Here is a 13,277-nt window from a genome sequence, read left to right as displayed (position 1 = left end):
GCCGTCGATAGCGGCATTTGAAGGGGTCAGAAGCATGAACAAGTCAGCGTCCGCACAAGGTTTGGATGATCCGATCCTGCAATGGGTGACCTTCAAACTGGACAACGAGTCCTACGGCATTAACGTGATGCGCGTGCAGGAAGTGCTGCGCTACACCGAGATCGCTCCGGTACCGGGTGCGCCGAGCTATGTGCTGGGCATCATCAACCTGCGCGGCAACGTGGTGACGGTGATCGATACGCGCCAACGCTTCGGCCTGGCGCCGACCGATGTCAACGACAACACGCGCATCGTCATCATCGAAGCCGACAAGCAAGTGGTCGGGATCATGGTCGACAGCGTGGCCGAAGTGGTCTACCTGCGCCAATCGGAAGTGGAAACCGCGCCGAACGTGGGCAACGAAGAATCCGCCAAGTTTATCCAGGGCGTGTGCAACAAGAACAACGAGCTGTTGATTCTGGTTGAGCTGGACAAAATGATGAGCGAAGAAGAGTGGTCGGACCTGGAGAGCATCTGATTGTTCCTTGAGGCGGCGGTGATCGTCCTGGCCCTGTTGTGGGCCGGGACTTTGGCGTTTGTGCTGCGCTATGTGCGCCAGCAACGGGAGTTGGCCTTGCAACAGGCCGAGCGCGATGCGGTGCGTGACCGGCGCATTCTGGAGCTGGTCAAGCGTGTCGATCATTTCCAGCAGAGTGCGGTGCGGGTGGGGGATGAAGTGCATGAACTGCGCGCGATTCTCGGGCCGTTGCCGGACAAGTTGGTGCAGTTGGAACAGCGTGATCCCGCGAACCTGTCGTTCGCCCAGGCGGCCAAGCTGGTGGGCATGGGCGCGACGGTGGATGAGCTGACCCAGTCGTGCGGGTTGACCCAGGCCGAGGCGCAGTTGATGAGCAAGTTGCATAAGAGCTGATCAGCGCCGGGCTTGCTGGATTCAATGTGGGAGGTCCCACTAAGTCTTCGACGTAGCGCTGTCGCGCATCAAACTGGTTCATCGTAAGGTTGAAGAACGCGTGCGGGGCAAAGGCCGTAGCCAACACTGGTGTGACAGCACCCGAGTGGGAGAGTGGCCTGCACGGTATCGGCGTGGAGTCATTGTCGGCACAGCAAAGCTGTGACCACGTATAAGAGAGTGAATCCGCTCGCCACCGTGTACCCCGCCCGCGTCGTTCAATCCTGCGAGGAATTGTCATGACGCGCAAGAACCAAAAGCGTTTTGAGGTTATCCATCCGGACTGCGCTGCCGTTGATGTGGGCGGCAGTGAGCATTTGGCCGCTGTTGATCCGACCAAATGCGATGATCCGGTCAAGCGGTTTTCAACCTTCACCGATGATTTGCATGCCATGGCCGATTGGTTTGAATCCATGGGCGTCAAGGTGGTGGCGATGGAGGCGACTGGAGTTTATTGGATCCCGCTCTTTGAAATACTCGATAGACGAGGGTTTGAAGTCTATCTCGTGAATTCCCGTGCGACTCGGCAAATAACCGGTCGCAAGTCCGACGTACTGGATTGTCAGTGGATCCTTCAGCTCATGACGCACGGTCTGCTGCGAGGTGCTTTTCGACCCTCGGACGATGTGTGTTCATTGCGCTCACTGGTCCGTCAGCGTGGCAATAAGGTCCGTGACCAAGCCAAGGCCCTTAACCGGATGCAAAAGGCTTTGGTCCAGATGAACATCCAACTGGCTCAAGTCATCAGCAACATTGCCGGGGTGACAGGCATGAGTATTTTGCGGGCAATCGTTAATGGAGAACGTGATCCCGAAGTACTTGCCATGCTCAGAGACAAGCGCGTCAAAGCCGACCAGGCCACTGTCGCCCGAAGTTTGCGGGGTAACTGGCGAGCTGAGCATTTGCATGCACTGAGTCAGGAACTGGCGGCTTACGACTTCCTTGAAAAACAGATTGGTGAATGCGACCAAGCCATCGCCTTTGCACTTGAACGGTTGCCTGTTCTTCAAGACGAGGTCGTGCTCCCAGCTAAAACGCTGCGCAACCCACACCGCTCCACTGAGCAGCAATTGACCCTGCACCGAGCGCTGAATAAGGTGATGGGGGTGGATTTAACCGCAATTCCTACCATCGGCATCGATACGGCTTTAGTTTTGGCTAGCGAATTGGGATCGGACTTGTCACGGTTTCCGACCTCACAGCACTTCTGTTCCTGGCTGGGCCTCGCGCCGCCAACGCGAATTTCGGGAGGAAAACCCTTGCCCGGAAAATCTCTAAAAGTGATTAACCGAGCTGCACAGGCTTTAAAGCAAGCCGCTTCTATCGCACGCAATGATAAAAGCTTTATCGGAGCAAGCCATCGGGCGCGCCTAACCCGAATGGATACCTGCTGCGCAATCAAGGCGACAGCGCATCAACTGGCCCGGCTGATTTACGCGATGCTGACTAAAGGTCAACCGTACGTTGAAAAAGGAATCGAGGAGTTTGAAGAAAAAAGCCGTGACCGGCAGATGCGCGCCTTGGAGCGCAAGGCGCGTAAGTTGGGAATGCAGTTGGTTAAAGCGGCTTGAAATTAAGAGCAAAAACAATGAGTTATTTTTTGTTTGATAAGAGGGGGCTTGCTCCCGATGGCGGTGTATCAGTCAGCTTAACTAGAGCTGACCCACCGCTATCGGGAGCAAGCCCCCTCCCACATTTTGATCTCCATCCATCTGCCAAATTTGTCCAGCCACAGACTTTTCCTCATCCCCAAGGGTCAACATCCTGCAAGCACCTTGACCCAGGAGAGTTCCCCAAATGACCACCGCCAGAGCCCTGTTGATCCTCCACGGCAAACAAGCCCTCAACGAGGACGTGCGCGCGGCCGTGTTGGCCCGGCGTGAGCAGGGTTGGGAGCTGGCAGTGCGGGTGACCTGGGAAGGTGGCGATGCCCAGCGCCTGGTCAATGAAGCCCTGGCCGACGGTTACACCCACATCATCGCCGGCGGTGGCGACGGCACTCTGCGTGATGTGGCCGAAGCCATGGCTTACGCCAATTCCGATGCCAGCCTGGTGCTGATGCCGCTGGGCACCGCCAATGACTTCGCCAAGGCCGCCGGCGTGCCGTTGGAGCCGGCTGGTGCGCTGGCGTTGCTGGATGTTGAACCGAGAGCGATTGACCTGGGCCAGGTCGGCGGGCAGATATTCTTGAACATGGCCACCGGCGGTTTCGGTAGCCAGGTCACCGCCAATACCTCCGAAGACCTGAAGAAAATCCTCGGCGGTGCCGCCTACCTGTTCACCGGTTTGTCGCGTTTCAGTGAGTTGAAGGCTGCCTACGGTGAGCTGGAAGGCCCGGATTTCCATTGGAAAGGCGAGCTGCTCGCGCTGGGGATCGGCAACGGGCGCCAGGCCGGGGGCGGGCATGTGCTGTGCCCGGAGGCGCTGGCCGATGATGGCCTGCTGGACATCAGCATCCTGCCGGCGCCCCAGGAGGTGGTCGGCACCTTGCGCGAATTGATGAGCAACGGCTGGGGCCTTGACACCATGTTCGTGCGGGCACGCCTGCCGTGGGTCAATATCAAGGTGGCGCAGGGCTTGTACATCAACCTCGATGGCGAGCCGCTGGAAGGCGATGATCTGCATTTCGAGGCCTTGCCCAAGGCCCTGCGCGTGCACCTGCCGCTGGGTTCGCCCCTAGTCGTCCAGGCTGATGATCTGCTCACGCACCGCGAATAACACCAGGCCCGCCACGTCGAAAATCTGCAGGCGCTTCATGATCTGCGAGCGATGCGCTTCTACCGTCTTGATGCTCAGGCCCAGGCCGTGGGCGATTTCCCGGGTGGACTTGCCGCGCACGATCAGGCGCAGGATTTCCAACTGGCGCGCCGTCAGGTTGTGGCTATGGGGCGCGGGCGTCGCAGGGCCGTTGCTGCGGATCAGTGCTTGATTGATCACGGTGTGGGCGATGGCCGGGCTCAGGTAGCGCTCGTTGTTGCGCAAGGCATGCAGGGCGTGCTCCAGCTCGTTGGCGGTCATGTCCTTGAGCAGGTAGCCGTGGGCACCTGATTCCAGCGCGCGCATGATCAGGTCGGGGTCGGTGTGCATCGACAGGATCAGCACTTTGCTCAGGGGATAGGCGCCCTTGAGTTCCCGCAAGGCATCCAGGCCGCTGGTGTGTTTCATCGACAGGTCCAGCAGCACGATATCCGGCTGCAGGGCGCGAAATTGCGCGAGCACTTGCGCGCCATCGCTGGCTTCGCCGATCACGTCGTAGCCGGGCATGTCCAGGATCAGCGCACGCACGCCTGCGCGAATCAGCGCGTGGTCATCCACCAGGAGTAAATTGCAGGTCACTCGAAACCCTTAGGGGAACTGGCCCGTTCGAGGGCGCGGGGCGCCCAGGGGAAGAGCGCGTCGATCCGCGTGCCTTGGCCTGGCTGACTGCTGACCGACAAGGTGCCGCCCAGCTGGTCTATCCGCTCGGCCATGCCGGCCATGCCGCGTTGGCCCGCAAGGCCTGGGTCGGTAGCCGGCGAAAAGCCCTGGCCGTCATCGCAGATCATCAGCGACAAGCCTTCGGGCAGGCGCCGCAGGCACACCCGCAGGTTGTGTGCCTGGGCGTGACGGAGCATGTTGGTCACGGCTTCCTGGGTGATGCGAAACGCCGCCACGGCCATTTCTTCAGGAATACCGGTCAGGCGTTGCTGGCATTCCAGGCTCCAGCACACCGAGGTGTTCTCCAGGGTCTTGAGCAGGTGTGCGCGCAAGCTGGCTTCCAGGCCAAGGCTGGCCAACTGGCGCGGGTTGAGAATGGCGGACACGTCGCGCACTTTGGCCAGGGTTTCGTCGAGGGTATTGCACAGCACCATGCAGTGCTCGTGCAGCTCTGGCGGCAGGCGACGCTGCAGCCATTCGCTTTGCAGCTTGGCGGCGGTCAGCAGTTGGCCGATATCGTCGTGCAGTTCGCGGCTGAGGCGATGGCGTTCGTTTTCCTGGACCTGCAACAGCCGGTCGGCCAATTCCTGGGGCTGGAACTTGATGGATTTGCGTGAACGCCATTGGTGCAGGCCCACCACCGCCAGCGTGGCCAGGTTGACCAGCAGGATCAGCAGCGACCAGGGCGAAGCATGCGCGTAGGCCCACACGCTGACCGACAACGAACACAGGCACAGCGCAAGGACGATGCGGCGTGCGTTGCTGCGCGACACAGACCTTGAGAAAAGGGGCTTGAGGTTGGCGTACATAGCGGATGAAGCCACTGAGGGTTCGCTGCGGGGAGACCGGTTGGCCGGGCTCTGTTTGGAATACGCTGCCGAATCGTGTTTAACCATGATGAAGTTGAGTCACTTCGAGTGGGGGCATAGTACCACCCCTGTTACCGTTGGTCGCCTGATTGGTTTATGGCCCGCGCAAATACTCTGGGGGGTAATCCCAGAGTTGAAAAAGTTGTATTAGTAAAGTTGGTTTGTATAGTTATTGCGTAGATGGCTAATTGATATTTCTGCCTTTCTCGCCGTTATCTGTCGTTTTTAGGCAGGTCAGCTATCATCGGTGACATGCTTGGGACTCAGGACGCATGATGCAACCGCTGCTGTGGTTTATGCCGGAAATCCTTTTGCGGAATCTGCAAGGTAACCGTCGCGATCAACGACGTTTGCTCGGTCTCGTCCAGGGCCAACTCGCCGGTGCGCGTGTCGATCAGCTCCAGTTGCCAGGCCAGCAGCGTGAGGCAGTCATGTAACGCATCCAGTGCCTGGTCATGCAGTTGCATCGGGTTTTCGGCGTTGGCAATGAGGTCCTGCAGGTGCCGCGAGAACTCGCTGATCGCTTGCAGCGCCAAGGTGTCGGCTTTTTCGGCCAGTTTGGCGAGGCTGGTTTTCATGCAGTCGATGGCGTCGCTGTCATTGCGGATCAAATGCAGGTGGCTCAAGCACTCTTGGGACTTGATCAGCAGCATTTCGGCCTCCAGCAGAAACTCGGGAAGTGCCGTTTGCCATTCTTTCGCGCTATTCATCATGCATGTCTCCGCAACTCAAGCTCGGGTGACGAGATGTCGCACCGGGTGAATGGCTTAAAACTAGCGCTGAAATATGATTGTAGCTTGTAGGCTGATTCCGATATTCCAGTAAGACATTTATTGAAATGCTCACGAACGTCGTGCGTAGTCCCAGTTGAGCGGGATGACACGACTTCAGTTGCCGATACGTGAGTGCCTGGAAGGCCCATGGGCCTAGGGCGTGGGATGGCAAACAAAAGCCTGACTCCATTCATGCAATGAGAATGGCGTCACATTAATGGCTATTAGATATCGCGAATATCAGGTCGGGCCTGATTGCGCATAGGGGAATCCCCTACGTCATGGAACCGCACGCCGATTGGAGTGTCGTGCAAGGCCCACACAGCCCGAGGACAGGGCTGATGCAGTAAAGCATGATGTCAGTGTGACATCAATGTATTTACATGGCATTTTACCGGGGTCAAGGTCTGGCGATTGCCGCCGATAACTTGCCTATACGAACTGCACACCCTCTCAGCGCGCAACCCATGTGCACATCAGGAGCTCTTAATGGCCGGCATTCTCGACACGGTAGATCAACGCACGCAATTGGTGGGTGAGAATCGCCTGGAGATTCTCATGTTCCGCCTGTTCGGGCGGCAGCTGTTCGCGATCAACGTGTTCAAGGTGCAGGAAGTGCTGCAACTGCCCAAGTTGACCCTGATGCCCCAGCGCCATCCGTTTGTCTGCGGCGTGGTCAACCTGCGTGGCCAGACGTTGCCGGTGATCGACTTGTCCCAGGCCATCGGCATGCGCCCCCTGGTGCCAGGGCCCAACAGCACCATTATCGTCACCGAGTACAACCGTTCGGTGCAGGCGTTCCTGGTGGGCGGCGTCGACCGCATCGTCAACATGAATTGGGAAGCCATCCTGCCGCCGCCGGCCAGCGCGGGGCGCCAGCACTATCTCACCGCCATCAGCAAGGTCGATGACCAGTTGGTGGAAATCATCGACGTGGAAAAAGTCCTGGCGGAAATCGTGCCTTATAACGCCAAGGTCTCCCGGGAAAAACTCGAGGACCCAGTGCTGGAACGCGCCCGTGGCCGTGAAGTGTTGCTGGTGGACGACTCCAACGTAGCGCTGTCGCAGTTGAAGGACACCCTGGGCCAGTTGGGCGTGAAGATGCACATCGCCAGCGACGGCCTCAAGGCGCTGAACATGCTCAAGGCCTGGGCCGACAGCGGCCAGGTGATGACCGACAAGCTGCTGATGATCTTCACCGACGCCGAAATGCCCGAGATGGACGGCTACCGCCTCACCACCGAAATTCGCAACGACCCGCGCCTGCGTGGCCTCTACGTGGTGCTGCACACCTCGCTGTCGGGGAGCTTCAATGACTCGATGGTCAAGAAGGTCGGCTGCGACAATTTCCTCTCCAAATTCCAGCCGGACAAGCTGGTGGATGTGGTGCGTCAACGACTGATGCTGGACGAAGTGCCCGCGTGACACTAGGGTATGCGACTTTGTTCCCCAGGAATGCAGGCTCATGCTCCGTCTCAGCGCGTTGTACCGTTACCCCTTGAAATCCGGTAAGGCCGAGGCCTTGCAGCAGAGTGGCTTGGACAAGCTCGGGCTGGCAGGGGATCGACGCTGGATGCTGGTGGACGAAGCCAGCGGGCGCTTCCTTACGCAACGCGCCGTGGCGAAGATGAGCCAGTTGACGGCGCTGTGGAACGCGGCGGGCGGCCTGACCTTGAGCTCGCCTGGCTATGGGACGCTGGACGTGGCATTGCCCGGCGCCGATGCATTGCGCGGTGTGATCATCTGGCACGACACCCTGCGCGTGCCCGACGCGGGCGATACGGCGGCGGCCTGGGTCAGCGCCTTCATCGGCAAGCCCACGCGCCTGGTGCATATGCCCCTGGAGCGTGCACGCTCGACCCAGGCTGGTTTTGGCCGGGATGACGATCAAGTGGGGTTTGCCGACGGCTACCCCTTGCTGCTGATCGGCCAGGCTTCCCTGGACGATTTGTGCGCGCATGTTGGCCGGCCGATGGAAATGCTGCGCTTTCGTCCCAACCTGGTGATCGACGGAGGCGAGGCCTTTGCCGAGGATGGCTGGAAACGCTTGCGCATCGGCGATGTGGAGTTTCGCGTGGTCAAGCCCTGTTCACGCTGCATTCTCACCACCGTCGACCCCCAGACCGGTGAGCGCAGCCCGGACCGCGAGCCGTTCGCCACCCTGCAGGCCTATCGCAGCACCGAGAAGGGCCCGATGTTCGGTCAGAACCTGGTCAACGATGGGGTTGGCCAGTTGGAAGTCGGGATGCCGGTAACGGTGCTGGAATAAAAAATGCCCGTCTCGCAGGAGACGGGCATTTTTTTGCGCCGAGTCAGGCTCAGCTGCGGTATTCGCACAGGTAAGCGGTGTCTACGCCAACCTTCAACTGGAATTTGCTGTTGGCCGGGACGTTGAACTGGCTGCCGGCGGCGAAGGTTTCCCACTCGGCGTCAGGCAGTTTGACGATCAGCGCGCCGGAAACGACGTGCATGATTTCACGCTGGTCGGTGCCGAACTCGTATTCACCCGGGGCCATCACGCCGATGGTCGCTGGGCCTTGCGCGGTGCCGAAAGCGATCGACTTGACGGTGCCGTCGAAGTATTCATTGACTTTGAACATGAGTGAATCCTCGGAAAAAAGGGTCAGAACTTACGCCAACCACTGTAGGAGCGAGCTTGCTCGCGAAAAACCTGAGAGCACCTCGTTAAACCAGATGCGCTGCGTTATCGGTGGCGATCTTCGCGAGCAAGCTCGCTCCTACAGGTGGGCAGCATTAAGGCAAAAAGGTTGATCAGTATGCCCAAGCCTTTCAGAGCTGCCTAGACCGGCAAAATCAGCGGCAACAGGCGTGCGGTGTTGCGCGCATCCTCCAGCGCCCGATGCTGCTGGCCGTTGAACTGCATCCCCGCCAATTGCAGCGCGCCATTAAGCCCCAAGGGCTTGTCCAGCCGCCGGGCCTTGGCGAACCGTTGCTTGAGGTTGACATGGGGCGTCTGGCCGAGCGCGCTGGCCAGGCCATGGCGTTGCCATTCCAGCTCGAGTTGCACGCGATCGTAGTCGCCCCAGCTGGCCCAGCCTTCCAGGCGTGCCTGATGCTGGCCCAGCCAGCGCTCGAACAGCGGCCACACCTCGGTGATCGGCGTTGCCGCGTCGATATTGGCCTGGGTGATATGGGTCAATTGGCGGCAAAAAGGCGTCAGCAGCGGCCGCCGCAGGGGGCGCACGAAGCGCTGGAAGTGATCCAGCTCGCGGCCCTGGCGGTTGACCAGGCTTGCGCCGATTTCGATGACTTCCATCTCCGTCACGGGCCAGCCGCCGTCATCCGTGGTGGCTTCAAGGTCAATAATCAGCCAATGAGGCATGCGCAGGTTCCCGTACTGTTCCTGTCCTGATGGGGATAGAGCGTAGCCGGGCCTTGTAGTTCCGCCCAGGGGGCTGATTCGCCTGGTTTGTAAACCCGTACACAAGTTTTGCCCAAGCGCTTGCTTGGGTGGCGGTCACGGCCTAAATTGCCGCCCAAGACGATAGTAGACATGAGGGACAGCAGCATGGACGACCCCCAAGCCCTGCGGGTGATGCGCACCCTGGTCGACGCTGGACAATTGACCGACCCCGAGAGTGCCCGGGGCAAGTTGCTGCAAACCGCGGCGCACCTGTTTCGCAACAAGGGCTTCGAGCGCACCACCGTGCGCGACCTGGCCAGTGCGGTGGGCATTCAGTCCGGCAGCATCTTTCATCACTTCAAGAGCAAGGACGAGATCCTGCGCGCAGTGATGGAAGAAACCATCCTCTACAACACCGCGATGGTGCGGGCTGCGCTGGAAGCAGCGAGCACGGTGCGCGAGCGCGTGTTGGCGCTGATCCGCTGCGAATTGCAGTCGATCATGGGCGGCAGCGGTGAGGCGATGGCGGTGCTGGTGTACGAATGGCGTTCGTTGTCTGCCGACGGCCAGGCCCAGGTACTGGCCCTGCGTGATGTGTATGAGGACATTTGGCTGCAGGTACTGGGCGAAGCCAAGGCCGCCGGTTATATCAGGGGCAACGTGTTCATCACCCGGCGCTTCCTGACCGGCGCGTTATCCTGGACCACCACGTGGTTTCGCACCCAAGGCAGCCTGACCCTCGAAGAGCTGGCCGACGAAGCGCTGTTGATGGTGCTCAAGGCGGACTGAAGTGCGGCTATTAATTTGCGGGTGAACATTGTCTCCCCAGGGAAAAACGCCTAGCTTATCGCCATCATAGAATTCACGGTGTGTGCCTAGATGTTTTCGCCATGGCGGCTGGCTGCAGGACTGACATTTTGGGCATTGGGTACCGCAGGGTGGACGCAGGCCAGCGCCGCGCAGTTGGTGAGGATCGGCGCGGCGCATTTTCCGCCGTATACCGTACGCCCTGAGCAAGGCGCCGATACCGGATTGCTGCCGCAATTGGTCGAAGCGCTGAACGCCGTGCAAAGCGACTATCAGTTTGTGCTGGTGCCCACTTCGATTCCCAGGCGTTTTCGCGATTTCGAGCAAGGCCGGGTCGACATGGCGATCTTTGAAAACCCGTCCTGGGGCTGGAAAGACGTGGCCCATACCAGCGTCGACATGGGCCTGGAAGACGCTGAAATCTTCGTCGCCGAGCGTGAGCCCGGTCGCGACCAAAGCTATTTCAGCGACCTTGCCGGCAAACGCCTGGCGGTGTTCAGCGGCTATCACTACGCCTTCGCGAACTTCAACCCCGACCCCAAGTACCTGGCCGAGCACTTCAACGCAACGTTGACGTACTCCCATGACAGCAACTTGCTGATGGTCGCCCGCAGGCGTGCTGATATCGCCTTGGTCACCCGTTCGTACCTGAGTGACTTCATGGTGCGCAATACCGAGATGGCGGGGACATTCCTGGTGTCGGAGCGCATCGACCAGGTCTATCACCATTACGCGTTGCTACGGCCCAAAGCCCCGATCACCGGGCCCGCGTTTGCCGGGTTGCTCAAGCAGCTGCGGGATAATGGCCAGATGCTCAAGATCTTCGAGCCGTATCGCATCGATGTAACGCCACTACCCTGAGAGCGCAGGAGATCAATGTGGGAGGGGGCTTGCTCCCGATGGCGGTGGGTCAGTAACAGATGTGTTTACTGACACTCCCTCATCGGGGCATAGGTATCTACACAACTTTGTAGCAGCTTAAGTAACCACGATGCGAAGCGAGCCGCTCTTGATCTTGCTCTTGATCTAGGCGCCCCGTTAAACCACGCTGGCTGGAATTCGACAGTGATTTGGGGGGTAAACCGGCAGGGATGCCGGTTTAGCCGCCCCGCGCCATGGATGGCGCGTGGCGGCGGCCCCCCAAATCACTGTCGGATTACGGGCACACCGAGCCTGGGCGAGGTGCCGAGTGGTGGGGCAAGAGCCCTTTGGTTACTTTGGGGCTCTTTTCCAAAGTGACCCGCCGTCAGGGCGGAACCCTAAGCCGCCGTTACCGCAGTAACGGATATGTACTCGCCCTGATCCAGCATCCTGGTCGGCTGTCAGGCCGCCATCGGGAGCAAGCCCCCACATTTAGGTCGCGGGGTATCAGTTAGAGAGGCTTCGGCTCCTGGGCCGCCGCAGGTTCAGGGCCGCGCCAAAATTGTGTAGATACCTATGCTCATCGGGGGCAAGCCCCCTCCCACATGTGTTTTTCAGACCCTGCGCGCAAACGTATCGCTGTGGTTGCCCGACACCTTGCGGCAGTGCACCAGCGCATCGCGGATCATGAAGTTCACCAAGGTCGGCGAAACCCCGAGTTCCTTGGCGATATCCTTCTGCGGTACGCCGTGCAGGCGGTACATCTCGAAGGCGTAGCGGGTGCGCTGCGGCAGCTCGGTCAGGGCGTCGGCGATGTTTTCCAGGGTGTTGAAATTGATATGGGAAGTTTCCGGTGAAGCGCCGTGAATCACCACGTTCAAGCCTTCCTCTTCGGTCCCGGAATACTTGAGCTCCAGGGCCTGCTTGCGGTAGTGATCGATCGCCAGGTTGCGCACGATCTGAAACAGATAACTCAGTTGGGCCTTGAACGAAGAGGTGATCGTCGGGGCCGACTGCAGCCGAAAATAAGCGTCCTGCACCACATCCTCGGCACGGGAACGACAGCCGGTAATACGTGCCGCGATCTTCACCAGGATCAGTCGATTGTCGACGAACGCCTGGAGAAGTGGTGAGTCGCACCTGCCTGTGGATACTGGTTCCGTCATGGAAATCACCTGGTTGCAAAAGAGGTTAGGGGAGGGCGTCCTTGCTGAGGCCTCCTACACATCGGGCAACAAATTATGCTGAATGATAATGATTGTCAAATGAGAAGGCGAACTAATCTTATGCCTTCCGGTAAGGTGTGAACCGCGTCTCGCTCGCCCCCGGCGACTAATTATTTGCCGGGGCCGTCCGTTCTTCTGGGTGACAGGCCTGTAAACAAACGGCCAAGGATCAGCACCCGCAGGAGGGCGAAATGGGTTTTTATCGTGCACACAGCGTGTTTCAGCTTGGAGTCCTCGGGTGATGAGTACGCCAACGCCGCTGCGCCTGTTCTGCCTGCCCCATTCCGGCGCGAGCGCCTCGGTCTACGCACGTTGGCGCCGCGTGCTGCCGGATTGGTTGCAGGTGTGCCCACTGGAATTGCCGGGGCGTGGCATGCGCATGGGCGAGCCGCTGCAGCGCGATATCAAGGCCTTGGCTGCCCAGCTCGCGACTGAAATCAGCCGCGACCTCAATGGCCCCTATGCGTTGTTCGGCCACAGCCTCGGCGGCCTGCTGGCGTTCGAACTGGCCCACGCATTGAACGCGCGCAATGTGCCGGCGCCGCTGGCGTTGTTCGCCTCCGGCACCGCCGGCCCGGCGCGGCGCGATGTCAGCGAATACGCCATCGAAAAGACCGACGAACAACTGATCGCCCGCTTGCGCGAACTGCAGGGCACCTGCGACGCCGCGTTGGCCAATCCTGAATTGATGGAGTTGATGCTGCCGATCCTGCGCGCCGATTTCCTGCTGTGCGGCAGCTTCACCTATGGCGAGCGCGAGCCCCTGGGCGTGCCGATCCATGTGTTCGGCGGCAAGCAGGACAGCGTGCGCGCCGACCAATTGCTCGACTGGCAGCTCGAGGCCGCCAGCGGCTTTTCCCTCGACATGTTCGACGGTCACCACTTCTTCCTCGTGCAGCACGAAAGCGCCGTGCTGCGCTGTGTGCGCCGCTATGCCGACGAGCACCTGGCCCGCTGGCGCCTTGGCGCGGCGCGGCAACTGGCCGCCGGCTGAATCTCACCGACTTCCCG

Annotated in this window: 15 protein-coding genes; 9 read left to right on the top strand and 6 right to left on the bottom strand. The window is 59.9% G+C overall.

The genetic code is table 11. The features are described 5' to 3' along the window. Positions 1–34: 34 nt before the first annotated feature. The 4 genes from C4J92_RS18320 (at position 35) to yegS (ending at position 3,667) form a co-directional block, all read left to right on the top strand. On the top strand, positions 35–517 hold the full coding sequence (locus tag C4J92_RS18320; RefSeq protein ID WP_124363759.1) for a chemotaxis protein CheW: 483 nt from the start codon (positions 35–37) through the stop codon (positions 515–517). Beyond that, positions 518–910 (top strand): DUF2802 domain-containing protein, encoded by a 393-nt coding sequence (locus C4J92_RS18315; protein ID WP_124363758.1) that lies wholly within the window; start codon positions 518–520, stop codon positions 908–910. A gap of 278 nt (positions 911–1,188) precedes the next feature. Further along, positions 1,189–2,520, top strand: coding sequence for an IS110 family transposase (locus C4J92_RS18310; protein WP_124403898.1), 1,332 nt, complete (start codon positions 1,189–1,191; stop codon positions 2,518–2,520). A gap of 226 nt (positions 2,521–2,746) precedes the next feature. After that, the gene (gene yegS / locus C4J92_RS18305) at positions 2,747–3,667 is read left to right on the top strand and encodes a lipid kinase YegS (RefSeq protein ID WP_124404847.1); all 921 of its coding nucleotides are present in this window, start codon (positions 2,747–2,749) and stop codon (positions 3,665–3,667) included. On the opposite strand, the gene C4J92_RS18300 is transcribed toward yegS, so the two are convergent. From C4J92_RS18300 to C4J92_RS18290, 3 genes are all read right to left on the bottom strand, one after another. Further along, complete coding sequence (locus tag C4J92_RS18300) at positions 3,626–4,285, bottom strand: response regulator transcription factor (RefSeq protein WP_124404846.1); 660 nt, start codon at positions 4,283–4,285, stop codon at positions 3,626–3,628. The two genes, yegS and C4J92_RS18300, sit on opposite strands and share 42 nt — an antisense overlap. Further along, positions 4,282–5,175 (bottom strand): sensor histidine kinase, encoded by an 894-nt coding sequence (locus C4J92_RS18295; protein WP_124405830.1) that lies wholly within the window; start codon positions 5,173–5,175, stop codon positions 4,282–4,284. Before C4J92_RS18295 ends, C4J92_RS18300 begins: the two co-directional genes overlap by 4 nt. A gap of 323 nt (positions 5,176–5,498) precedes the next feature. Next, a complete protein-coding gene (locus tag C4J92_RS18290) occupies positions 5,499–5,948 on the bottom strand; it encodes a hypothetical protein (RefSeq protein ID WP_177413187.1) in 450 nt (149 codons plus the stop codon). A 549-nt stretch (positions 5,949–6,497) separates the two neighbouring features. Here C4J92_RS18290 and C4J92_RS18285 point away from each other — a divergent pair. Together C4J92_RS18285 and C4J92_RS18280 are read left to right on the top strand one after the other, a co-directional pair. Beyond that, positions 6,498–7,433, top strand: coding sequence for a chemotaxis protein CheV (locus tag C4J92_RS18285; RefSeq protein WP_124367833.1), 936 nt, complete (start codon positions 6,498–6,500; stop codon positions 7,431–7,433). A gap of 40 nt (positions 7,434–7,473) precedes the next feature. Beyond that, positions 7,474–8,277, top strand: coding sequence for an MOSC domain-containing protein (locus C4J92_RS18280; RefSeq protein ID WP_124404844.1), 804 nt, complete (start codon positions 7,474–7,476; stop codon positions 8,275–8,277). Between the two features lie 49 nt (positions 8,278–8,326). Here the strand turns inward: C4J92_RS18280 and C4J92_RS18275 are convergent, their stop codons facing one another. After that, complete coding sequence (locus C4J92_RS18275; RefSeq protein WP_124404843.1) at positions 8,327–8,608, bottom strand: pyrimidine/purine nucleoside phosphorylase; 282 nt, start codon at positions 8,606–8,608, stop codon at positions 8,327–8,329. Between the two features lie 200 nt (positions 8,609–8,808). Then, a complete protein-coding gene (locus C4J92_RS18270; RefSeq protein ID WP_057700884.1) occupies positions 8,809–9,351 on the bottom strand; it encodes an exonuclease domain-containing protein in 543 nt (180 codons plus the stop codon). A 186-nt stretch (positions 9,352–9,537) separates the two neighbouring features. Between C4J92_RS18270 and C4J92_RS18265 the strand changes: the two genes are divergently transcribed. Both C4J92_RS18265 and C4J92_RS18260 read left to right on the top strand, forming a co-directional pair. Then, a complete protein-coding gene (locus C4J92_RS18265; protein WP_124404842.1) occupies positions 9,538–10,161 on the top strand; it encodes a TetR/AcrR family transcriptional regulator in 624 nt (207 codons plus the stop codon). Positions 10,162–10,251: 90 nt separating this feature from the next. Next, positions 10,252–11,040, top strand: coding sequence for an ABC transporter substrate-binding protein (locus C4J92_RS18260; RefSeq protein ID WP_124404841.1), 789 nt, complete (start codon positions 10,252–10,254; stop codon positions 11,038–11,040). 614 nt (positions 11,041–11,654) lie between these two features. Here the strand turns inward: C4J92_RS18260 and C4J92_RS18250 are convergent. Then, the gene (locus C4J92_RS18250) at positions 11,655–12,206 is read right to left on the bottom strand and encodes an RNA polymerase factor sigma-70 (protein ID WP_124363749.1); all 552 of its coding nucleotides are present in this window, start codon (positions 12,204–12,206) and stop codon (positions 11,655–11,657) included. A gap of 301 nt (positions 12,207–12,507) precedes the next feature. On the opposite strand from C4J92_RS18250, the gene C4J92_RS18245 reads away from it, so the two are divergent. Continuing rightward, complete coding sequence (locus C4J92_RS18245; protein WP_124404840.1) at positions 12,508–13,260, top strand: thioesterase II family protein; 753 nt, start codon at positions 12,508–12,510, stop codon at positions 13,258–13,260. The last annotated feature ends 17 nt before the right edge of the window (positions 13,261–13,277 follow it).

It is taken from the genome of Pseudomonas sp. R3-18-08 (genome assembly GCF_003852065.1).
Taxonomy (GTDB): domain Bacteria; phylum Pseudomonadota; class Gammaproteobacteria; order Pseudomonadales; family Pseudomonadaceae; genus Aquipseudomonas.
This window is presented reverse-complemented; position numbering and strand designations above follow the sequence as displayed.